At 37.5% G+C, this 24,518-nt stretch carries 17 protein-coding genes; 7 read left to right on the top strand and 10 right to left on the bottom strand.

Features of this window, described 5'->3' with window-relative positions; genetic code table 11:
- Positions 1–28 precede the first annotated feature (28 nt).
- Positions 29–973, top strand: coding sequence for a hypothetical protein (locus FTRAC_RS01915; RefSeq protein ID WP_013452538.1), 945 nt, complete (start codon positions 29–31; stop codon positions 971–973).
- Positions 974–978: 5 nt separating this feature from the next.
- Here FTRAC_RS01915 and FTRAC_RS01910 read toward each other — a convergent pair whose 3' ends face one another.
- From FTRAC_RS01910 to FTRAC_RS01900, 3 genes are all read right to left on the bottom strand, one after another.
- Entirely contained in the window at positions 979–3,186 is a 2,208-nt protein-coding gene (locus tag FTRAC_RS01910; protein ID WP_013452537.1) for a DNA cytosine methyltransferase, read from the bottom strand.
- A gap of 351 nt (positions 3,187–3,537) precedes the next feature.
- On the bottom strand, positions 3,538–3,807 hold the full coding sequence (locus FTRAC_RS01905) for a hypothetical protein (protein ID WP_013452536.1): 270 nt from the start codon (positions 3,805–3,807) through the stop codon (positions 3,538–3,540).
- A gap of 135 nt (positions 3,808–3,942) precedes the next feature.
- Positions 3,943–4,893 carry a DUF429 domain-containing protein gene (locus FTRAC_RS01900; RefSeq protein ID WP_013452535.1) on the bottom strand — a complete coding sequence of 317 codons (951 nt, stop codon included), beginning with the start codon at positions 4,891–4,893 and terminating at the stop codon, positions 3,943–3,945.
- A 406-nt stretch (positions 4,894–5,299) separates the two neighbouring features.
- On the opposite strand from FTRAC_RS01900, the gene FTRAC_RS01895 reads away from it, so the two are divergent.
- From FTRAC_RS01895 to FTRAC_RS01885, 3 genes are all read left to right on the top strand, one after another.
- Positions 5,300–7,318, top strand: coding sequence for an OmpA family protein (locus tag FTRAC_RS01895; protein ID WP_013452534.1), 2,019 nt, complete (start codon positions 5,300–5,302; stop codon positions 7,316–7,318).
- 96 nt (positions 7,319–7,414) lie between these two features.
- Positions 7,415–7,966, top strand: coding sequence for a DUF2911 domain-containing protein (locus FTRAC_RS01890; protein WP_013452533.1), 552 nt, complete (start codon positions 7,415–7,417; stop codon positions 7,964–7,966).
- 2 nt (positions 7,967–7,968) lie between these two features.
- On the top strand, positions 7,969–9,090 hold the full coding sequence (locus FTRAC_RS01885; RefSeq protein WP_013452532.1) for an amidohydrolase family protein: 1,122 nt from the start codon (positions 7,969–7,971) through the stop codon (positions 9,088–9,090).
- A 29-nt stretch (positions 9,091–9,119) separates the two neighbouring features.
- Here the strand turns inward: FTRAC_RS01885 and FTRAC_RS01880 are convergent, their stop codons facing one another.
- From FTRAC_RS01880 to FTRAC_RS01865, 4 genes are all read right to left on the bottom strand, one after another.
- The gene (locus tag FTRAC_RS01880; protein ID WP_013452531.1) at positions 9,120–9,632 is read right to left on the bottom strand and encodes a ribonuclease HI; all 513 of its coding nucleotides are present in this window, start codon (positions 9,630–9,632) and stop codon (positions 9,120–9,122) included.
- Positions 9,633–9,771: 139 nt separating this feature from the next.
- Positions 9,772–11,328: an SDR family NAD(P)-dependent oxidoreductase gene (locus tag FTRAC_RS01875; protein ID WP_013452530.1), complete on the bottom strand. Its 1,557-nt coding sequence runs from the start codon at positions 11,326–11,328 to the stop codon at positions 9,772–9,774.
- An 80-nt stretch (positions 11,329–11,408) separates the two neighbouring features.
- Complete coding sequence (locus FTRAC_RS01870) at positions 11,409–12,290, bottom strand: 3'(2'),5'-bisphosphate nucleotidase CysQ family protein (protein WP_013452529.1); 882 nt, start codon at positions 12,288–12,290, stop codon at positions 11,409–11,411.
- Positions 12,290–13,261, bottom strand: a complete 972-nt coding sequence (locus tag FTRAC_RS01865; RefSeq protein ID WP_013452528.1) for a phosphotransferase — start codon at positions 13,259–13,261, stop codon at positions 12,290–12,292. Before FTRAC_RS01865 ends, FTRAC_RS01870 begins: the two co-directional genes overlap by 1 nt.
- 155 nt (positions 13,262–13,416) lie before the next feature.
- Between FTRAC_RS01865 and FTRAC_RS01860 the strand changes: the two genes are divergently transcribed.
- The 3 genes from FTRAC_RS01860 to FTRAC_RS01850 all read left to right on the top strand — a co-directional run bounded on the left by FTRAC_RS01860 (position 13,417) and on the right by FTRAC_RS01850 (position 18,794).
- Positions 13,417–14,556 carry a DNA polymerase Y family protein gene (locus FTRAC_RS01860; protein ID WP_013452527.1) on the top strand — a complete coding sequence of 380 codons (1,140 nt, stop codon included), beginning with the start codon at positions 13,417–13,419 and terminating at the stop codon, positions 14,554–14,556.
- A gap of 20 nt (positions 14,557–14,576) precedes the next feature.
- The gene (locus tag FTRAC_RS01855; protein WP_013452526.1) at positions 14,577–17,702 is read left to right on the top strand and encodes a DNA polymerase III subunit alpha; all 3,126 of its coding nucleotides are present in this window, start codon (positions 14,577–14,579) and stop codon (positions 17,700–17,702) included.
- Positions 17,703–18,215: 513 nt separating this feature from the next.
- Complete coding sequence (locus FTRAC_RS01850; protein ID WP_013452525.1) at positions 18,216–18,794, top strand: fasciclin domain-containing protein; 579 nt, start codon at positions 18,216–18,218, stop codon at positions 18,792–18,794.
- Positions 18,795–18,966: 172 nt separating this feature from the next.
- On the opposite strand, the gene FTRAC_RS19065 is transcribed toward FTRAC_RS01850, so the two are convergent.
- The 3 genes from FTRAC_RS19065 to FTRAC_RS01835 all read right to left on the bottom strand — a co-directional run bounded on the left by FTRAC_RS19065 (position 18,967) and on the right by FTRAC_RS01835 (position 24,517).
- A complete protein-coding gene (locus FTRAC_RS19065; protein WP_013452524.1) occupies positions 18,967–19,623 on the bottom strand; it encodes a hypothetical protein in 657 nt (218 codons plus the stop codon).
- A 280-nt stretch (positions 19,624–19,903) separates the two neighbouring features.
- Entirely contained in the window at positions 19,904–23,179 is a 3,276-nt protein-coding gene (locus tag FTRAC_RS01840) for a WD40/YVTN/BNR-like repeat-containing protein (protein ID WP_013452523.1), read from the bottom strand.
- Between the two features lie 102 nt (positions 23,180–23,281).
- Positions 23,282–24,517: an NAD(P)/FAD-dependent oxidoreductase gene (locus tag FTRAC_RS01835; protein WP_013452522.1), complete on the bottom strand. Its 1,236-nt coding sequence runs from the start codon at positions 24,515–24,517 to the stop codon at positions 23,282–23,284.
- Position 24,518 lies beyond the last annotated feature (1 nt).

Genomic DNA, 24,518 nt, shown 5'->3' with positions numbered 1-24,518 from the left:
ATTCTATTCTAGAAAAAAATCTAATCCAATGTATAATTCAATACCTGAATATTTAAGAAAACAATCTGTTGAAAGCTGTTTTGAATTGTCTGCTTTTAGGAATGGATGGCCAATTTGGAAAAGCGAAATTCAAAACCATATCGGAAATACTCCACAGGGATCTGATATTTTAAATATTGGAGACAATCTATCTTCAATATTTGCAACAACAGGATCCTCTGGAAGATCACAGAGCGAAGTTTCAGGTGGTGGATATGGTTGGGAAGGATTAATTTGTTGGTATCTTAATATTTGTCTAGTGGGAAGTAATGCTGTTGCTCTACGAAAAATAAGTGATTTACCTGACCCATTAAGAGATTCTATATCTGTCAATTATGGTAATTTTAAAAGTAATACGGAATCAGATATAACAGTAGTTGTATTTCCAAATAGATTAGAATTTACTAATGATAAAGACAATTTAACAATTCATGACCAAAGAGGAAACGTAATTCCGAATCTAAGCCGAGGTAATTATAATTGCAAAAAAATACTTAATAGGCTTGCTGAGCTTCATTTTGATGATTTTGAAATTGGTATTATTCAATGTAAAACAAACTGGAACGATAATTCGCAGATTCCAATGCTATGGAGTATGATATATGAAGCTACCGCTTTTGCAAGCACGTCAATTTCTGTAGGCAAAAATGGATTTACAATTCATGATTTATCAAGATTCAGTTATTCTTTTTGTACTGTTCCTACTAACTCTTTGGATAATTATAAACAGAATTCTACCGCTGTAAATAGAGTAAGAAATCTTACAGGTGGAAATTATTGGGGTTATCCATCCAAAAGTGGTATAGCAAGTTCTCTTAAGGAAATATTTAATAATAATTTTCGCAATGCTTACCACGGTACTAATCAACGGTCACAATTGAATAATGCAATTCAAAGTTTATCCAATGATCTCAGATATTTTGATATATTGTAGTTTGTTTACTTAATATTTTTAAGGATTTCCACCCCTATCGCTCGTGCCATTAAAGGAGGAACAGCATTTCCCACCAATGTATATTGAGGCACCTCATTTTTACGATTATTTCCTCCAGTAGAACGTTTACCTTGAAATACAAAAGTATCATCAAAAGACTGAAGTCGAGCCATTTCTCGAACTGTTAAAGCCCGTGGAGCCCTATAATGTACGTAATCGTCAGGGATCGTCATTATAGTTGAACTCTGTTCATCTGGCTTCAATAAATTGTAGTTTCGCTTTTGAGATCCGACTCCTTCTTTTTCTAAACGTTCTTTAGCAAGCTTATAGCTACCGGCTTCAATTATGATTTGAAGACGTTTTACAACATCGTCATTTTGCTTGCTTGTTCTATGGTTATTTAATTCATTGAAATCCCTTTTACCTTCATTTAAAGCTTCTTCACTTTTGACATAAAATGCTTTTGTCATCGGAAATCTTCCATTTAATCGTCCTTTTCTACTCCAATCGGAATATGAAATTCCTTTTTTAGATGGCTTACCATTAATATCACGTTGTTTTATTAAAGATTTCATCTTATCAGAAGTACCATTGTAATACATCTCTAAATCAACATGCTCATAACGCTTTATATCTTGATCATTACCAATGAAATCTAAATCATGCAATGCTTCAAATATTGTAACCTTTTCATTAGCACTGACAGTTGCAGGTACTTCTTTTATTAGTTCTTGATCTTTACGGCATCCTATGAACAATACCCTTTCTCGATTTTGAGGCACTCCATAATTTGAGGAATTAGCAACATAAGCGTCTTCAATTCTGTAGAGCCTAATGCTCTCCATGATTTCTGATAATGAACTTAAATCCTTTTCTTGACAATTTGATTCAATTCGGGAAATACACTCATCAAAGTTTGCAATATAGATTCTTAATGCTTCAATAATATCAATATACTCATTTTCAAACTCCTGACTTATAGAAAGATTATCAAATGCTTTATTAATATTTTTAATAATCGTTTCTGGTTCTAAAAATCCAACGAACTCATTGAAATGATCAACAAAAAGGTCATTATCCAAATAATTTACATCCTTTTCTCTTATGATATCTTTTTTGAGCTTAGCTAATTCTTTACTCCTGATTAACATATTCAAACCATGCCTGATGGTACTAATATCTGAATTAGTTTTACTGGTTTTGTAATCAATAATTTTGGGAGTTAAAGTGCGAAACTTAGATTCAACAGCCTTGATATATTGTTCTTTTGCATCATCTAACTCTTTCTCGCTTTTAGCTTCAAAATCAATTCTTCTGGATAGACAATCTAAGATAAAGCTTTGGTGTGGAGAGGTTCTCTTTAATTTTTTAATAAAATGAATTAGACTTGGGAGTTCATTAATATCTAATATTGATCTAATTTCCCGGAGAATCATCGACTTTATCTTCCCTTCCTCTTTAGTCAGTATTCCCTTCACATTCTCCATTACAAAATACTTAGGACGAAGAATTTTTATGACATTTAAATAATTTGAAAACAGGTCATCTTTTCTATCAAATTTTTTGCGCTTACCTGCCAAACTAAAACTTTGACATGGAGGTCCCCCACAAACAACATCTACGTTTTTATCTCCCAGTTTACTTAGTAAATTATCGACAAAATCAGGTTCTGTTATATCTTGCTTAATAAATTCAGCGTCTAACCCCAATTGGTGATTGTATCTTACTAAATGCGTTAATTCGCAATTCTCATTAATATCACTAGCCAATAAAAAATTAAAGAATTTATTATTGTGTTCAGCCTGCAAAAAACCTTCACTAAAACCACCAGCACCAGCAAAGAAGTCAACAAAAGTAAATTGCTTACCATATATCGGAAGTTGTTCCTTCACCATATTTACTGTATTGTCTTCCTTATAAGCTTCAATATGTTTGTGGAGAATTTCTTTTATTTCCTTATTTGTATAAGTCTTTTTAACTGATTTTGAGAATATTTCTTCAGCTCTATCTTTTAAATATTTCAGATAATAATTAATTGCAGTGGCATTTTCAACCTCATCGGTGATAGTCTGTGTTGTTTTATCAAAACATTCTGCTTGAATCTTTTCACCTGTAGAAACTTTAACTTGATTCCCTCCATTATTAATTCTTAAATGTATTGGAGATAATCCCTTTTTATCTGCTGAATCAAGGTATAAATTTATTGAAGCCATTTTATACGGACATTTTTACGGACACGGACAAAATTACGGACAATATTAATATATGCAAGAAAAGCCAATAATTTTTGAACCAATTAATTAAAATTGATTAATGTTTTTAATTTTTTTGGATAAAGGTGGTAAAAGTGACCTTAATCGATGCTAAAGAATCTAAGAAAACACTTTGTGGTTGGGAGGATTAAGAGAAGTATCACTCCCCTACTGCACCGACTCATTTGATACTGTCATATATGAGCAAATACATTCAAATTACATGTTCAAAAAAGAGGTTAGTTCCTACAATTTCCTTACTGGGAAGTAAAATTACGAATGATCATTATAATTATAGCTCGGTACAAAATTTTAAATATTTTTTAGTTCTTCAGAAAAAGAAGTAAAAATCAATTTATTATCAGCATCTCCGATAAGCCCATGATGTCTAACAATCTCGGATTTCCATTGATCAAATTCTTCTTTACTTAGCCCATGACATGTTATATCTATTTCATGTTTAATTCTATTTGCATAATCAGGAAGATAAGGTTCTTCATAGGTGATAATACTAATACTGCCAAATGAGGCTTGATTTTTCCATTCATCTGCATTGTCTAAAAAAGGGTCCTCTTTTTTCATTTTCATCTCGTTTTCAGCAAAACTACTTCAAAAGCTATTGATGAAATAACCAGTTGTGTTAAGGATGAATTTCTTAAAAATTGATACCAACGACTCAAAATGCCCTAATATGCTTGATCAAAGTTGAATTTAGATTTACTGAGGTAAGGAGTTTAACTTACCAGGACCAATGATATGTCCATCGGATTTATCTGTACGATCCTGCCAAACATGAAAGTTATTGGCCGAATAACTAACAGCTGAAGCCAAACAGAGACAGGAATCAACAACATCGTCTAGCATTTTACCTGACCGAAAGCCTTTCTCCGTTTGCCATGTTTTATCCTTAATCATCCAATTAATCGTGTTGTCTACTACCTTATTCCATGAATTCCCTATACCGCTAAAAGGCGCTACATCATCCAAGACATGATGTACCCTGTCTTTGAATTCTTCTTCCGAAAGCGGTCTCTTTTCCTTTTTTTTATAAGCTTTTACTTTCCCGCTATTCTGGTCCTTGTCTTTGTAACCTCCGGAACGCTTTGTAAACCAAATTACCTCAGCGGGAAAACACTCAATTACCAACTTGTCTGAATTACAATGCTGCTCGTCCCAAATAGAGAATCCAACTGATTCTAAATGTGTCAGTAGATTTTTAACCCTTGGGGCAAGGGGTGCGCCTGCTTGTATTCTAAACATCCAGCCAGCGATATCCTCTTGGCCTTTATCGATGCACTTTCGCTTCTTACTAAGATGGTTTTCGCATGCCCTTCTTTGAATGGATCCTTTTGTAACTTTTGCTTTCCTATCTCCTAAACTTCTTTCAGTTGCCTGTAAAGGAGCATCAATAGCAAATATTACTTTGGACCAATCTGAATGCTCCTCAAGCAATTCATCGATTGATTTTGATAACAATTGAGCACTAGGATCTCTATCTTTATTCAAGTCTTTATCATGAAGTGAGACCCTTATTGGTTCGTTAAATTGGACAGAGTTTGCTTTTGGATCATGAATTAGTGACACCAAGCAATCATATTTCGAAGCCTTATTATTTTTGGAACCTCCAAACCAAGCAATATCTAATCCTATGCATAGTACTTTATCCATCTTCAACTGTCTTTTAATGATTTACTACTTATATAAATAGACTTATATAACTTGACCATAAATAGAATAGATTTTTAAAATCAAGAAACCGAATATAAATATTATATGCTTACAGTACTGTCATTGTATTGGAAAATTGTTCCAAAGTTATGTGTATTTTAGAGGTTTGAATGCTAGGGAGGATTGAGAGAAGTATCACAACCCTATTCACTCAACACTTTAGATATATTCCTTTTCCTTTAGTAATTCGAGGTGGTAATTCCTTTTGTTTTGAATTTGGTATAATTAACGACTTTCTATTAGTTTAGCGCGCTAATTGAACTGAAATAAACGTATGAAGTACTTTTTGCTGCTATTTTTATGCTGCACTTCTCCCCTTTTCCTGTCTGCACAAACGAACTATTTGATGCAAGAAGATTTTACATCTCCCTCTTATTTATGGCAGTTCAAAAGCGATAGCAATGCCCGCTTTGATTATGATGGTCAGCACATACATATCGATAGATCTGGTCACACCGAGAGGTTTGCGATCTATTCGCATATCGCCATGAATCCTAAGACAGACTACAAAATCGAAGCCTTAGTAAAGCAGACAAAAGGTGGAAATACGGGTTCTTACGGCATCCATTGGGGTTCTCATTTTGAGAGCAGATCAACCTTCTCTTTTATCATTAATTCATCAGGAAGCTTTAAGATTTATTCAAGCTGGGGTTCTAGAATCAAGGAATTCACAGCCTGGCGAAAGTCTGCTGCCATTCGAGGCAAAGGCCAAAACAATAAACTGACGATTCATAAGCGAAAGGAAACGATCTTTTTCAGCATTAATGAGAAGGAAGTAGCGGAAATACGAGCTAGTAAGGTCCATTTTCAAGGAGGTAGAATTGGTACCGTTTTAAATGGAGATATTGGCATAAGCGTGGATTATTTTCATGTATTACAGGATAAGCCTGCCATTAATGAATTGGCAGATCAGTCGCAAATAATCAAAGAAAAACTACCCTATCCGATCAATACCGAGGCTGAGGAATTAGTGCCTATTGTCTCTTATGATGGAAAAAGCTTGTACTTTACCCGAAATGAACACGATGAGAAGGCACAAGAAATCTGGAAATCTACCTTAGAAGATGAGCAATGGGGAGCTCCGATAAAGTTGGGATTTCCATTGAATACGCCAGGTCACAATAATGTGATGGGGATTTCAACAGATAATGCAAAACTGATTTTGAGCAATACGTATTCCGAAGATGGCTTAAGCTTGACTCATAATGGCTTTTCTGTATCGAATTGGGATGGTGAACAGTGGTCTATTCCTGAAAAAATTGAAATATCTAGTTATATGAATTCTTCTAATTCTGCTGAAACGAGTCTTTCGGCCACAGGTAAAAGCATGATATTATCCATAAAAACCGGATATAATGAGGGAATGAACGACTTATACCTATCTACTGCAAGATCCTACAGCAAAAGTTGGTCAGGAGCCAGAACTTTAGGGAAAGTAGTCAACAGCTTCGGAAATGAAATTACGCCCTTTCTAGCGGCTGATGGTAAAACACTCTATTTCTCTAGTGAAGGCCATTCTGGTTATGGTGATATGGATATCTTTATGAGCCGTATGTTGGATGATGAAGGATATGAATGGAGTGAGCCCATTAATTTAGGTTCTGAAATTAACACCCCGAAATGGGACGGTTATTTTACGATTCCAGCCCATGGAAACTGGGCTTATATGGTGTCCGCTAACGATAGCCTTGCTCAAATAGATATCTACAGAATAAAACTACCCGAGGCGCTAAAACCCGATCCTGTAGTTTTGATAAAAGGCAAGGTGTTAGATGCTGCCACAAAAGAACCTTTACATGCACAGCTCTATTTTGAATCTTTACCGAAAGGAAGAAGACAGAATGCCGTAAAGTCTAAAGCAAGCGATGGGACCTACCAAATCATTCTTCCCTACGGTAAACACTATGGCTATTATACGCAGCTAGAGGGTTATTTGTCGACCCATGACAATATCGATTTGCAGCAGAAAGAGAATTATCAAGAAATTACCCGAGACATCTATTTGAGTCCACTAAGCGAAGGTTCCTTTATTAGTTTGAATAATGTTTATTTTGCGCAAGGGAGCTATGAAATTCTAGAAGCCTCACATCCTGAATTGGACCGATTAATAAGGCTTTTGCGATCTTCCGAAACTATGCAAATAGAAATTGGAGGGCATACCGAGCGAAGAGGTTCCCCAAGGCTAAACAGGATTTTATCACAAGATAGAGCGGATGCTGTGAAAGCTTATATAGTGCAAGCTGGTATAGACCAGAAAAGAATTAAAACCAAAGGCTATGGCTCGTCCAAACCTGTAACGGACGGTAGAACAGAAATAGAGCGAAGGCAGAATAGACGAGTGGAATATACTATATTGTCTTTATAAGATTTAAAGCTTTTCTTTTAAAAAAGAGTGCATTCAATCAACTTTTTGAATATCTTCCCTAAAAAAAAGTGTAATTCAGCATTTAAAAGAAAAGATATGAAAAAGAAAATTTTAATTGGATTAGGAGGCTTAGTACTCCTGTTTGTTATTTGGTCAGTGTACGGCCTATTTTTTGCCCCACCCGTAAGTCCACCTGCCACAACTAGTTATAATGAAGACGGACTGGAAATCACCATTGATTATAGTCAGCCTTCCAAAAAAGGGCGATTGATATTCGGTGAAGAAAGCGAGGAAGCTTTACAACCTTATGGTAAATACTGGAGATTGGGTGCTAATGCAGCCACGGAAATCAGTTTTAATAAAGATGTTGTTTTTGCTGGTCAAGCTGTGGATGCGGGAACTTACCGTATGTATGCTGTTCCAGGCCCTGATACTTTCGAGCTTACCTTAAATAGCGAAACAGATGTTTTCTTTGGAGCAGCAGAACCAGATTATGATTTGGATGTGGTAACTATTGAAGCCCCAGTTGAACAACCTGCTTCCACAGTAGAGACTTTCACCATTGAAGTGAATTCAGCAGCTCAAGGAGCGGTTATCGTCTTCAAGTGGGCTGACACCATGTTTAAAGTACCAGTAGCCCTACAATAATTATGGCATTTTCAGCAAAGAAATGGGTCTTATGGCCCATTTCTATTTTAATCTTTCTGGGTCTCACCTACTGGCTCATTGGTAAAATTCAATATCGTCTGAATGTGATGGATGTTGAAGAATACGAACCAGTATCTACACTCAAAGTCAAGCAGCATCTCCTTAAGCAAGCTAAGTTTCCTTTTATAGATGTACACAATCATCAATGGACGATGCCCATTCAGGATCTGGATAAGCTGGTGGCCGATATGGATGACTTGAATATGGCCATAATGGTGAATTTGAGTGGATTTAGAGGAAGCTATTTAGAATGGTCAATGGAAAATGTAAATGAAAAGTACGGTAATCGATTCGTACTCTTTATGAATCTTGATTTTGAGAAACTGGATGATGAAGGCTGGCCGATTGAAACCCTTGCCATTATGGAAGAATCCGTAAAAATGGGTGCAAAAGGCCTCAAAGTATATAAAAGTCTAGGACTTACCGATAGAGATAATGAAGGAAATCGCATCAAAGTGGATGATCCGCGCCTCGCGCCTATCTGGGAGAAATGCGGAGAATTAGGGATTCCGGTTTTGATTCATACTGGAGAACCGGCTGCTTTTTGGTTACCTAAAGATAAAAATAATGAACGCTGGCTAGAGCTAAAGCAATATCCGAGTCGCTATAAAGATCCTCAAAAAAAACCCTCTTTTGAAGAAGTGATGGCTGAGCAGCATAATATCTTTCGAAATCATCCGAATACTAAATTTATAGCCGCTCACTTGGGTTGGTTTGGCAATGATTTGGAGCGACTGGGTGATTTGCTGGATGAATTACCCAATGTTTATACTGAGCTTGGCGCAGTATTGGCAGAACTGGGTCGCCAACCGATTACAGCTAGAAAATTCATGATTGACTATCAAGATCGTGTATTGATGGGAAAAGACGCCTACAACAAAGAGGAATATTATACTTATTTCAGAGTGCTGGAAACCCAAGATGAGTATTTTGATTATTACAGAAAACGCCATGCCCATTGGAAAATGTATGGCTTAGGCTTACCCGACTCTGTATTGAGAAAAGTGTACTATGAGAATTCGCTGAATCTTATTCCTGGATTGGATAGAACATTATTTGAATAGTACATCTAAATTTTCGATCTCAAGTTCATTTAATTAAGGTCTCTGATGGCTTTTCGAGCGGCACGATCTACCATGCTAAAGATATCATCAATAAAGTCCTTATCTCTGCCAACTTTGTGCCCCTTGACCTTGACAAATTCACAATCAATGCTATCTAAAACTTCAAAAAATTCAAGATAAAGTGCATGATGATTTAAAAGCTTTCCTTTTTTAGAATGAAAATCATTCTCTTCTAAGGTTTTACGTCTGCCTGGTAAACCTATAATATTTTGAGAATCAGTGTAAATCACGACTTTCTGTGCGCTATCCACCAGTTCTTCTATTGCCCAAATAAAAGTTTGCAGCTCCAATTTCGTAGAAGAAGTATCTACAAACTTTTGAATCACAATTCTCTCCTTTAGGTTGAGTAGAGAATATTCATTTTCACTAAGCAATAAAGCAGCACCATAGCCCACTTTGAGATGGTTGTTTACGCTTCCGTCAATAAAGAGCCCCCTAACCCCGCCAGTTGGCGGGGAAGACGCACAGATTTCCCCCTTCATTTTATCTTGATATTTTTAATTTTCACAAGCAAATTTTCTTATTATAAATTAACAAAAGAGAGACATATCTAGTTATTTCCTTCAATTTATAATCTGTGTGATAGTTCCCCCTTTGGGGGACAGGGGGCTGGGGCTGGGGCTACCAATCAATAGGTCTATAATCTTTCAGAAACTTTCCACACCAATGCTTTCCAGTATTAATGCCATCGAATAAAGGATCCATCACACGAGCCGCACCATCTACAATATCTAAAGGCGGTTGAAAATCATGCTCCTTTTCTTTCTTTTTCGCCAATTCAGCAGGATCTTCATCCGTTACCCAGCCGGTATCTACTGCATTCATGTAAATTCCATATTTAGCAAAATCAGAGGCTGCAGTATGCGTCATCATATTTAAAGCTGCTTTCGCCATATTCGTATGCGGATGACGATCTTCCTTATGATAACGATGGAATTTTCCTTCCATAGCCGATACATTGATAATATGTTTCTTCCCAGTATCATCTTTCTTCATCAAATCGGCTAATCGATTGCATAATACAAAAGGAGCTACAGCGTTCACCAATTGTACTTCTACCATTTCAATGGTGTTGATCTCGCCTAGCTTCAATCTCCAGCTATTGGTTTTTCTTAGATCCACTTGCTGTAAATCTGCATCTAATTTACCTTCAGGAAATACTTCCTCGGCACTTAAAGAATTATCTATACTGTAAGGGATTTGAGATAGCTTAGCGGAGTTACTGAGCCCCACTCCTAGTCTTTTTCCATGCCAACTTACAGGTAGGTTCTTTTGTCCATCAGCAACACCTTCACTGAGTTCTTGAAGTTCTTTGACACACGCTTGGTGGTCAGAAAGCAATTCCTGTGCAAATGCTGGCAATTCAGAAATGGCTTTTTCTTCATTGGGCATCAAATGCGCATAAAAACCAGCAGGACGTCTAACTGTCTGTGCGGCATTATTTATCAATACATCTAGTCGATCGTATTGCTGCTCAATGAAATTGCAGAAAATCTCCACACTCGGAATATGCCTTAAATCTAAGCCATGAATTTTCAATCGGTCACCCCATTTATGATAATCCTCTTCTTTTGCAAAACGTAAGGCGGAATCGACTGGGAAGCGAGTAGTTGCAATAACGGTGGCGCCAGCTCTCAGCATCATTAAGGTAATGTGATAGCCGATTTTCAAGCGTGAACCGGTGATTAAGGCTACTTGACCAGTTAAGTCTGCAGTTTGGTAGCGCTTCGCATAATTGAAATCACCGCAACTTGGGCACATCGTATCATAAAAATGATGCAACATGTCGTATTGATCCTTACAAACATAGCACTCACGTGACTTTGACAATTTCACATCCGATTTGGGAATCTCACCTGTCAAAGAGATCATTTTTGGAGCTTCAAAGACTAAGGCTTCTCTAGCGCTTCTTATGCCTGTCCCATTTCTAGCGGCTTTATCCTTTTCTTTGATTTTTCTTCTTTCAGACTTCCTTGCTTCTTTCTTTCTTCTTCGAAATTCTTCTCTGCTAGGCCTAGAAAATAAGCCAGCAGCCATAAGTAAGGCTGTTCTCTTCTCTTTAGGGATGTCAAATATCTGATTGGTATTCAAATTCAATGTCTCCAAAAGCGAGATGCATTGATCAATTTGTTCGTCACTGAAAGCGGTGGGTTTGCCTTCTTCCTGAATTTCTGTCATATAAGAATTTTGAAGGCGCAAAAGTAGTCATCAATCTTCACTAATTTTTATCTTTGGCTAAATATAAAAAAGCTTTATAATTAAAGCTCATTGAATTGATACCCCAGTCTGATAACAAAATCAAATAAAGCACTATCGGTGGCATAGAGTACACCTGTTTTATTCATAAAGCTTGATTCAGGATTATTAAGATGGAGTTGTTTTCCAAAACTATCCGCAACAATGAGACCTAGTTCCTCAAAGAATAGACGAGTGGCCGCAAAATCCCAAATACTGCCGCCTCCTTCTTGATCTTTAGGAAACTTGAAGTAACAAGCCGAAGCAGAATGTAACACTCCTATGGCATTTCGTACGGCTCCATAACCCACTTGGTAAACAAGTTCTTTTTCTTTCTCTTCTGCCCAATTTTGAATTTCTTTCTTTAGGGAATCAAAATAAGTTGCTGCGAGAAGACTGCGATCCATATAAACTTGTAAAAGTTCAGCGTCAAGCGCTTTTCGTTTGAATACTTCATTATTTAATTGTAATCCTTTTCCTTTAATTGCCGCATAAACATCATCTAAATCGGGTAAATAGACTACTCCAATCAAAGGATCTCCAGATTTTGCTACCAAAGCAATGGATACGGCATAGCCTGTTCTTCCTTCCGTAAAAGCTAAAGTTCCGTCCATTGGATCAATACACCAAAAATAGTCTTTTTCCAATCGAGAGGCATCATCTGAGGCTTCTTCAGTCAATACCCCCAGATCATATTGCTTAATATTGTCATTCAAATGTTGAAGAATGATTTCCTGAGCTTTATAATCTACCTCAGTTACAATTTGCGAGGCCATAGAATCACCTCCAGTTTTCTGTTCCTTTTGATAATGTTGATCAAACTGCGATTGAATATATTCTCCTGCCTCTATTGCTGCCTTCTCTGCAATCTGACATAGCGCAGATAGATTTTTAGCTTTTAGCATTATATGAACTTTAATTCTTTTAAAACCTCTTCCGTTAGTCTTTTGCTATACTCGTGCATCTTCCAATGGCCGGGACTCCAACCATCTAAAAATCTGTAGAAGTCCGCCCATGCATATCGATAAAGTGTACTCCACTCCTCTTTAACTTTCTGTAAATCCACGGTATTACCAACTGCTTCTTCAAGTTTCTCAAAGTAGTGCTGAAGCAGTTCTTCTTCAAATTGCTTACATTCTTCTTCCTCAAAACAACTACTAATAAAATATGCAACGTCTTTCATTCCACACCCCTGCCCTACATATTGAAAGTCAACAGCTGCTACAGTGCCATCTTCAGCAAAACAGAAATTAGCTAACTTGGCATCTCCATGTATAATCGTTTGATATTTAGCGTTTTGAAGCTTTTTATCTATAGCGCTTGCAGCATTTTTTAAGGAGGTGTTTTCCATCCTCTCCCATTCGTGTGGCCGAGTCTCTAAATGCCAGTAAGTGCCTACTGGCCAGAGACCATCGGCTTTACTATTCATAAACTTCCCATGAAAGTATGCCAACCAGCTTAAGCAACTTTTAGCATGATTCAGACTCACTTTATCATGATGTAGGCGAATGGGGTAACCGCTAGCATCCAAGTCTTCCATGATCAATAAAAGCTCATTTTCTGCTTCAACAGCATGATAGCTTTGAGGAACTCTGCAATCTGCATCTGTTTTATGAGCGTATGACTGATACCATTGGCGTTCTACTTGATAAGATTTAAGCTTTCGCTGATGTGATAATGGCGTATTCCAACCTTTGGGGTGCTGGCAGGCATCCGGTAATTGAATATGCTTGACAATTATGCTAGGGTCCTTCCCTCCTTCCAAAAAGTATCGTTTGATTTCTCCATAGCCACTCCAGAGCGTTTGTACAGATTCCGAACGAATAATCTTTAAAGCCTTTGTAATCGCTAATATTTCCTTTGTCACCTCTAACATAGAAGCTCAAAGTTGGCTTTTTTTGGTGAAATCGACAAGGGTTTATGAGATTGGAAAAATTTCCTCTTCGCAATCCAACAATAAAAATTATTTAGCAAAACATTAGCTAATAAAATTAGTATTTATATTATATTTGCTAAATAATTTAGTATTTAATGAGACAGATTGCTCACATAGATTTAGATGCGTTTTTTATCAATTGCACCTTATTGAAGCTTCCCGATCTCAAAGGTAAGCCTTTGATCATTGGGGGGCTAAATAACCGTGGAATAGTTGCTTCTGCTTCTGCTGAGGCTAAAAAATATGGTGTACAAAAAGGTATGCCTACTCGTGTAGCGCTACAAAGATGTCCTGACGCAGTATTGTTAAAGGGAGATTTTGATCTGTTTACTAAATATTCTGACATCGTGAATGAAATACTGACGGAACACGTGCCGCTACACGAAAGAGCCACGATTGATGAGTTTTATGTGGATATGACGGGTATGGACAGATTCTATGGCTCCTCTAAGTTTACTCGCGAGCTTGTGAATAAGGTTAAATCTGAAACAGGACTTTCTTTGCTTTATGGTTTAAGCGTCAATAAGACCGTAGCTAAAATCTGTACAGCTCATGCAAGGCCTTTGGGCGGATATGAGGTCATAGGAGATTTTGTACAGCCTTTTTTAGATCCTCAGTCCATCAGACGACTGCCGGCCGTGGGAACTACTACTTTTAAATTATTAAGAAGAATCAGGATCAAGTTCATTAAGCATATCAGGTCATTGCCTCCGGAAGCTATGAAAGAGCTACTGGGAAAGAATGGCATTGGAATCTGGAAAAAAGCCAATGGAATAGACCCCACTCCGGTAGTCCCCTATTCTGCTGAAAAATCAATCGGAAAGGATTTTACTTTCGATCAAGATACACAGGATATGAAATTGCTCAAGGCTACTTTATTGAGGTTGGTAGAATACCTTGGCTTTCAATTGCGCAAGCTCAATCAAATGTGTGCTTGCGTTTCGGTTCGGATTCGGTATTCCAATCATGATACGGAAACCATGCAAAAGAGAATTCCTTTTTGTGCTAATGATGAAATGTTGATGGCCATTGCTTTTGAGCTGTTTAAAAAGCTTTATCACAGGCGAATGCTCATCAGGCTAATAGGAGTCAAATTCTCACATTTGGTGCATGGTAGTCACCAGATCAATCTATTTACAGATAATCTAAAAACGATTGAGCTGTATCAGGCCATGGATAAGCTTAAGAATCGCTATGATAATCCAGCTATAGTACACAGAGCATTAAGTCTATAATTTTTAATTGAAATCACAGTATGTATTTAAATTGTCACTCTTTCTATTCCTTGCGATATGGTACTCTGTCAGTGGAAGCACTGGTAAACCAGGCTGTGCTTAATGGAGTGGAGAGTTTAGCACTTACGGATATCAACAGTACCACTGGAGTAACAGAATTTGCCAGTAAATGCGTTGAAGCAGGCATAAAACCACTAGCAGGTGTAGAGATTAGGAAAAATGACACCTTGCTTTATGTTGCGATTGCTCAAGATCTGGCAGGTTTCAGGGAAATCAATGAGCTATTGACCAAAACCAATTTATCGGAGATGCCCCTGCCCTTGCAATCGCCTCATTTTAATCATGTTTGCGTTATTTATCCTACTCATAATGTTCCTCAAATCCTGCAAAAGCATGAATATATTGGCATCAGGCCTGCAGAACTGAAAAGATACAAGCCCGCATTTGCTCATAAAGCGGATAAGTTGGTATGCCTCTACCCTGTCACTTTTTCTACAAAACAGGAATTTAATCTACACAAACTACTGCGGTGCATTGATGAAAACATCTTATTAAGCCATCTGAAGGAAAATCAGCAGGCAGCTAAGGGAGAATTTATGATCCCAATTAAAGAGTTGAAGCTACTTTATAAAGATTATCCACATATCATCAGAAATACAGAACTCCTCTTTGATCAGTGTAGCTTTGCTTTTGATTTCAAATCGCCCAAAAATAAAAAGTGCTACACTTCCAGTTATTATGAAGATAAAATCCTTCTGGAAACATTGGCATTGGAGGGTTTTAAAGACCGCTTTTCTGCCAACAATAAAGCAGCTAAGCAGCGCTTGTACGATGAACTGGAAATTATTCATAAAATGCAGTTTGGTTGTTATTTCCTTACCACCTGGGACATCATCCGCCATAGTTTAAGCAAAGGCTATTTTCATGTAGGTAGAGGAAGTGGCGCTAACTCGCTAGTAGCTTACTGCTTGAAAATCACGGAAGTAGATCCCCTGGAGCTCAACCTTTACTTTGCTCGTTTTTTGAACAACAAACGGACGAGTCCGCCCGATTTTGACATCGATTGGAGCTGGACAGATCGGGACGATATCATCGATTATATTTTCAAAAGATTCGGAAGAGAGCATACCGGATTTTGCGGAACGGTAACGGATTTCAAACATCGCTCTACCGTGCGCGAATTGGGAAAAGTATTCGGATTGCCAAAAGAAGAGCTCGACCAACTTTCACGCACTTCGCCAGATCATCTGCCATCGGATAATTTGGTCAAGAACATCCAACATTACGGCAAAATGTTAAGTGGTTTTCCGAATCAGCTGTCTATGCATTCTTGCGGAATTTATATTACAGAAGAGCCGATTGCCAATTATACGGCCATGAATATTTATCCTAAAGGAGTGCCTACCTGCGAAATAGATATGTACATGGCAGAAGCTTTTCATTTGGAAAAGATTGATATTCTTTCACAAAGGGGGTTGGGCCATATTAAAGAAGCAGTAGAGATTGTAAAGGAAAATAAAGGCATCGATATTGATATTGCAGACACTAAAAGCTTCAAAAAAGACGAAAAATGTAATGAATTACTACGCACGGGAAAAACCCTAGGCTGTTTTTATATAGAAAGCCCAGCTATGCGCGGTTTGCTGAGGAGATTGAAATGTAATAGCTATGAAACCCTGGTGGCCGCCAGTAGCATTATTCGCCCTGGAGTGGCACAAAGTGGTATGATGCGAGAGTATGTGGAAAGACATAGAGATCCTTCCAGAATCAAGTATTTCCATCCGGTATTTGAAGAGCAGCTGAAAGATACTTATGGTGTGATGGTCTATCAGGAAGATGTGATCAAAATAGCCCATCATTTCGCCAAGCTTGATTTAAATGATGCAGATGTACTGAGACGTGGCATGTCGGGCAAGTCCCGATCTCAAAGGGAAATGGATAAAGTGAAAAACCAGTTTTTCAGCAATTGTGCGGCACTTGGTTATCCAAAAGAGATGGTAGAAGAAGTATATAGACAAATTGCTTCCTTTGCTGGTTATAGCTTCTGTAAAAGCCATAGTGCTTCTTATGCAGTGGAAAGTTATCAGAGCTTATTTCTGAAGGCTTACTATCCATTGGAATTCATCACAGCAGTTATTAATAATAATGGGGGGTTTTATAGGCCTGAGGTTTATATTAATGAAGCAAGAATGCTGGGAGCACATATTGAAGCTCCAGATGTTAACTATAGTTATGCCAATGCAAGTTTGAAGGAAACTACTATCCATTTGGGATTGGATCAAGTCATGCATCTTTCCAAGCGCGGAATTGAGTCCATAGTCAATACAAGAGAGAAAACAGGTACTTTTTCCTCCTTATCCGATTTGTTGGATAGAACAGACTTGAACTTTGATGATGTGAGTTATGCCATTTATACGGGAGCATTAAGAAGTATCTCCAGAAGTAAAGGGCAATTGATTATTGAAGCAAAACAGTTTTTCTCGCATGAGCCAGCAAAGACTGAAGACTTACAGCTTTTTGATCTCAAGCCTAAAGAGATTAGCTATGAAATTGATGAGGGAGATATGTTTGAAGATGCTTTTGATGAAATGGAAGGCTTGGGCTATCCCGTTTCTGTTTCTCCTTTTAATCTGCTTAAAACTAATTATCGAGGATCTGTATTTGCCTCTGAATTATACCAGAACAAAGATAAAACAGTGAAAATGCTGGGCTATTTAATCTCCATTAAAGATGTGCCTATTGTGAATAAAGACGGGAAGACAAAAATGAATTTTGGAACCTGGATAGATGTTTATGGGGGCTACTTTGATACCGTGCATTTTCCTGCATCACTCAAAAAACATCCTTTCACAGGATTAGGTTGCTATTTATTGCTGGGAAAAGTGGTGGTGGATTATGATTTTCCTAGCGTTGAAATTCAGAAAATGGAAAAACTTCCGATGATTCCAGATCCTCGTTATAGTGATGAAAGCAGACCGGATAATCATATTTGGAATAATATGCGTGTGGCCCATAGCTACACTTCCCGAGCGCCCTATCCTAATCAGGAAGAATTGGATGAGCTGTATGGAAGAAAACCAGTATCGGGCAAGTACGATGAGAAAAAAGGAACGGAAAATCAGTTGTCTATTGGGGGAAGGAGATAAAAGGATTAACAGCATTGTATCCTATATTTTTGATGGCTCCCTTCACTACTTTATGAAGAGCCTGACAAAAAGAAAAAGATTTATCCATTTATTTCAAATCAAAGGGGTCCAATTTTTCCTAGTTATTTAGGGCCTGCTTAAAAACAGAATACGTAATAAAAATGAGTATTTAAGGTATTTTGTCAATGATTATTGAGTAATAGTTTTTCAGCAAGTGCAAGCTTTTTTAAGTTAAAACTACATATTGTTTGCACTTGTAAATCAATATTTGATTTACAAGTGCTCTAGCCTCAAGCACCTCATCCCTGTCTGCCTCTGGCAGGTACTTCTCGGGCTAAAGCTCGAAGTATTACAATACTCCTTCACTTAGCCCGTATATGAGGCACTTGAGACTTTTTAAGCAAGCCCTGTTTAAAAGATGAAAAAACGATACTATGAAAAGGGATAATTTAATATTCTAAACAAATTGATATCAGTACAGTTTTATATGCTTCACTAACTAAAATTATTCCTATGAAAAAATTAAATTATTTAATCGCACTAGCTTTTGTCTTTACTTTCGCATCTTGTGGCGGTGGAGAGTCGAAAACTGCAGAAACAGATGAAAATGAGACTACCACTGAAGAAATGGCTGTAGAAGAGATGACTGCAGAGAAAGAAGCTACTGCTGAAGAAGAGTCAAAAGACATCGTGGCTTTAGCTATGGAGACTGAGTCACTTTCAACACTAGTATCGGCAGTTAAAGCTGGGGGATTAGTAGAAACTTTGCAAGGAGACGGCCCTTTTACGGTTTTTGCTCCAACAAATGCAGCATTTGAAGCATTACCAGAAGGGACGCTTGAAGACTTATTGAAGCCTGAAAACAAAGAGAAGCTTGCCTCTATTTTAACTTACCACGTAGTAGCAGGAAAAGTAATGTCAACAGATTTGTCTGACGGCATGAAAGCTAAGACAGTCAATGGTGCTGAAGTTACTATCAAAACGGCTGATGGTGTTAAAGTAAATGGAGCCAATGTGGTAACTGCTGATGTAAAAGCTTCTAATGGGGTGGTACATGTGATTGATGCTGTAATAATGCCTCCTAAAAAGTAATTAATTCCGAAAGTTTGTAATTAGAAGGGCTCCCTAGTGGAGCTTTTTTATTTCCACCTAATCCTAATTGAAATCCTACTTAACTTACCTATTTTGTATTCTTAATTAAATAAATGGAGTGTGTTTAGAAATTAGTATTCCCCAAAAAAGTCTCGCACATATTTAAAAATCATCACTTTTCAATCCCGTTCCTCAAAGCTTTTCCTTTCACCAACCAACTAATAGCAAACAGCAGTAACATCAAGCACTCTACTATAAAAATAAAATACTCAGAGGTATTAAGTTTTAGAATCAATTCTACTAGTACAGTAATTAAGATAATGACAAAGATGCCTATTCCACAAATTACGTAGACTTTATTGGCTTTAGCATTGCTACTTTTGGTAAAATTAAAAATGCTTAACCAGCTCATTGCGAGAAAGAAAACACCAGCTGCCACAAAATGAATTACTCTAAAAACAGAGCCTTCGTCCGTGCAATAAAATGTAGGGCAATTAGCACTATAATTCCAATCAAGAGGAAAGTCTGTCCATACATATTTACCTGGAATAATGACTACTAACAAGATAGCCATGCCACCGATGGTCGTGGCCAGATTATCTGAAATTAATTCTTCTTCTTGATCATATCCTCTATAGGAGATCAAAAATACGCCTAAAATTGACAATATACCTACAAACAATATGTTAGCAGTAGAATAGAAATAGTGACTGATTGAAGGTAAAATATTTCCTGTAACGATAACAGCCGATATTGGTAAAGCCAATCCGCAAATGCCGATCAGTCTCCTGAGGCGCAGATAAGATAAATGTATACTTGCTTCTGCCATGATTGTGTTGTGATTGATTAGATACAATTAGAGCGTTTTGAAAAACGCATTGTCCGATAAAAACTGACTTTTAGCATTAACTAAATTAGAAAATTATTTCCTTTGAAAGCTTAATTAGATTTGAAATTAATTTTTCAATGTAATTTTATTTATTAAAAGCATTCTATAAGATTAAACTCCTGTGAAATTATCTGCAGTTCCTAAACTAAATAGCGTTTAGGAACTGCAGGTTTATAGTTACTTTCCATCAACATCGTCAGGCATGAGCTAGCAGAAAAATCTAATCAATTTTTCTTCCCGGTGTATAAGGTGCTCCTGCTTTTTGGAGAGCCTTTTCAAATGAAGATAATTCACTTGAAAAGGTCTGGAAACTCTCATAAAATTGTTCAAGCTCTTTTGCAGCCAATTCAATACTTTTTTTCTGTGTTTCAGTTGGTAGCTGAGTTGTATTCCAATGCCCATACATTACACTTCCTATTCTACTGCTGACATGAGGCTCATTAGGTTCATCTTTACTTGATCTTATTGCATTTCCATAAAGAGCTTCACGTAAACTGGCTGTTGTAATTTTCAAGCTTTTCAACTGCTCAAATAACTCAGGATCCAAATCGGATGTCTGTACTAAGGCTTCCTCCATATGCTTTAATTGATTACTAATTTCGCCCAATTTATTTCCAGCAGCTCTTACCCTTTTAGATAGATCCGCAGTTTTTTGTGTAAAAGCTGCAAGCTCCTCATAGTTAATATCAGCTTTTACTGCAGGTGTAGGTTTAACCATGAATTGCTGTGGTTCTCCTTGTACTTTTAGCTCTCCATCTTCTATCACATACAGTTGAGCATTGTATTGACCTGGTGCTACCATTGGCCCTTCTGGTGAACCAGCCCATGGTGGTTGAAATGATGGTGTAGTAAGGTTTATTGGATTTGGAGCTGGCAATCTCAAATCCCAATTTATGCGATGAAGGCCTTTGCTTGCATTTCCTTTCAACCACCGTACTGCATTACCATTTTTATCAGTGATTAAAACCATTACTTTAGGCTCGTCTTCCAAGGATTCTGATTTCAGCTTGTCCCAACCTGGAAAAGGGATATCTGCTCCTTGCTCTTGCAATTCTTTTTCTTTCTCTCGCCTTTTCTGTTGTGTAGTCTTTGGGATATCAGCAATATAATATGTTAACAATGCCCCATATGGTGGATTTGGAGCAGTATATTTTGAAGAGCCAGCAGTAGGATTGCCCTTGGCTTGCATTGGTACGTTCGGTACATACCACCATGCATCTCTCACTGGAAATAATGAATTAGTATTGCTATTTGTTACTTTTGATGCTTCTCTTAAACTTGAATAATCGTCAAGTACAAAAACCCCTCTACCAAATGAAGCACCTACAAGATCATTATCACGTTCATGTAGTTCTATATCTCTAAAAGGAATAGTTGGTACTCCTGCTCCAAGTTTGATCCAATTTGTCCCCTTATTTGGTGAATAATATATACCATATTCTGTTCCAATGAATAAAAGGTTTCGATCAATATGGTCTTGTTTAATCATCCAAACGATGGTATTAGCTGGTAAATCACCCTTTATTGATTGCCACGACTTTCCCTTATCATTGCTTGTAAACAAATAAGTAGTGTAATCACCTGTCTTATGAGCATCTGCAGCAGCAAAAACTACATTTTCATCATGTTTTGATGCTTCAACATCGTTTATAAATGATAATTCAGGAACTTTGGGAAGACTTTGAGCTTTTCGCCAATTTTGCCCACCATCATCACTAATATGAATAAGCCCATCATCCGATCCGGTATACAGTAATCCTTCTTTTAATGGAGATTCTGAAATGGAAGTGAGTGTAGCAAAATTAGACATGGCGCCATTGTCATATAATGCATCTACGCTGGGTACATTGTCCTTCATTTTTAATTTGTAGCGATTTACGTTGGTGGTTAAATCACCACTTACGGAAGTCCATGAATTCCCCCTGTCATTACTTTTCCATAATCGCTGTGAGCCAAAGTATAATGTTTTATGGTCATGTGGGCTGATGAGCACAGGGCTATCCCAATTGTAACGCTCTGGAGCATCGCCAGGCGCTGGCTGCGGCTGAATCATCATTACTTCTTCTGTGCGTCTGTCCAAACGAAACAAAAGTCCATTCTGAATCTCCATATAGACTATATTCGGATCTACAGGATCAAATGCGCAATCATAGCCATCAGCACCTAAAGGCACATACCAGTCTTGATTACGAACCCCCTCTACATTGGTGGTTCTCGATGGGCCAATTAGGGTACCTAAATCCTGAGCTCCTACCACCACATTGAAAAAGGGCTCTGCATTATCTAGTGCGATCTTATAAAACTGTGAGATGGGTAAATTTGAAAAATGTCTCCAGCCTAATCCTTGATCAAAGGTTTCATATAAGCCTCCATCAGAACCAGCAATGAGGTGTTTTCCATTATCTGGATCAATCCATAGCGCATGATTATCACTGTGCTTTTCTCTACCAGTTCCAAGATAGTCAAATGTCTTTCCGCCATCCTTAGTCACATGCAAAAACACATCCATCTGGTAAACTAAGTCAGGATTTACGGGAGAAGCCTCAATTTCTTGATAATAATGTGGACCGGTACCTCCAGAAATATAACTATTCCTTTTGGTCCAACTTTCTCCCTTGTCATCTGAACGGTAGAACCCTTTTTCCTTATCATTAGCTTCAATTGTGGCATATACAACTTGTGGGTCAGCAGGAGTAACAGCCAATCCAATTTTACCTTTATCACCAGAAGGTAAACCTGTCTTCACTTGTTTCCAGCTAATGCCATTATCAGTAGACTTATATATTCCTGATTTTGCTCCTCCTGCTAGAAATGACCATGTACGTCTTCTGCGCTCATAAGCTGCAGCATATAGCACATCTGGATTGGAAGGGTCAAATTCTATATCAGTAATTCCTGTATTCTCACCAATTTTTAATGTTTGATTCCATGTTTTTCCACCATCGTTTGACCTGTAAAGTCCTCGATCTCCACCAGAAGACCAAAGTGGGCCTTCTGCTGCCACAAACACGATATCACTGTTTCGTGGGTCAATTAAAATTCTACCGATATGTTCGGATTTCTCCAGCCCCATTCGTTGCCAGGTCTGGCCCCCATTTAAACTTTTGTAGACGCCATCTCCATAGCCGACATGCCGACCACTTACATTTTCACCTGTTCCTACCCAAATCACATTGGGGTTGTTAGGATCCATCGCAACACATCCTATGGAGTATGAGGGTTGATCATCAAATACGGCTTGCCAGGTGATACCGCTATTAGTCGTTTTCCACAATCCACCCGAACCGACCGCAACATACCAGTTGTTTTTATCCTGAGGATTTACAATAATATCTGAAATTCTTCCACCCATTACGGAGGGTCCAATTTCACGAAGTTTTAAGCCTTTAGCTGCTTCTTTGTGTATATCATTTAAAGTTGACTGTGCATTAGATGAAATGTTTACAACAAGCGTTAGGCATAATAGTAGCAGAACTTTAGGAATAGATGTAGGCATTTTTATATGGTTTAGGAATTAATAATCAATTGCTTACAAGTATAGTAAAATTTATTATAATTTAATATTAAAGATGTTTGTGTAAGCAATCCGAAATTCTTACTACCCTCCAAACAAAAGCTTCACATAAAAACCTGGCTTCACCAATTCTCTTTTCAAATCCACATTATCTAACATAGAGGTAAGCAAGGTTCGGACTGAGGAATTACTATTAGCTTTATTCACTACAAAATTGAAGAGTTTAGGATAACGCAATAGCTTTTGCATTTGTCTGCTTATCCGTAATTCATTCCACATCTTGTGGTAAACCATATTATCATATAGCTTGAGCGAATGAGAAGTAAAGTCCTGTTTTTCAAATGCTTTAACAATATACTCTGAAGCAATTCTTCCGCTTCTTAAGGCGTTTCCTATTCCTTCTCCAGTAAAAGGATCAATTAAACTCGCAGCATCACCCAACAATAAAAAGCGCTCCCCTGAAATAGGTCTCTTTTTGGAGCCAATGGGTAAACCAAAGCCTTGTGGTTTTTCCAAAGCTATTGAATTCTTAAAGCGGTCTTTTAAATGTGGTTTGGATAAAATAAGATCAGCCAAAGCCTTTTTCAAATCGATTTTCTTTTTACTTACTTCGCTGGAAAGCATGCCTAATCCTACGTTAGCTTGTCCGTTGGGCAAAGGAAATATCCAAAAATAGCCGGGCAAGAGTTCTTTGTAAAAATGAAGTTCTATATGTTGATCCTTATGAAAACCCGTAACGCCTTCATAATATTGTCTAATCCCTGCACAATAGTGGTCTTTCTCTATTTTAATATTACCCAATTTTCTATTCACTATAGAATGAGCTCCATCAGCACCAATTATCATTTGAGCCGTCAGCTGTCTTTTATTGGTTTTTACTTCAATTCCATCGAGTGATCTTGAAATGTCTAATACTTTTTCAGTCTGAAAAATTTTAACATTTGGTTGATTTTCAATCTTTTGAATGAGGAAATAATCAAAATCTAATCGTTTGCTTATATAGCCTGCTGCATTTCCATGATTAGGATTTTGGTAATTGATATCTAAAGAAGTGTGATTTGGGGCAACAAATCGAACGCCATGAGAATCTATTTTTTGAGCAAAGTTTTCAAACTTCTCTCCTAATGCCTGATCCATTCTATAGAGCTGATTGACTACATCAGCACTTAGGGCATCTCCACAGATTTTATCACGTGGGAATGTGCCTTGATCTAAAATAGCAATTTTCAAATTCGGATTTTTTAGCTCATAGGCACATGCAAAACCAGCAGGTCCAGCACCAACAATGATCAGATCAAAATCAAAGCTTACATCTTTCATA

It is taken from the genome of Marivirga tractuosa DSM 4126, assembly GCF_000183425.1.
GTDB lineage: Bacteria > Bacteroidota > Bacteroidia > Cytophagales > Cyclobacteriaceae > Marivirga > Marivirga tractuosa.
The sequence above is the reverse complement of the archived record's forward strand: the minus strand, read 5'-3'. Positions and strand labels throughout refer to the sequence as shown.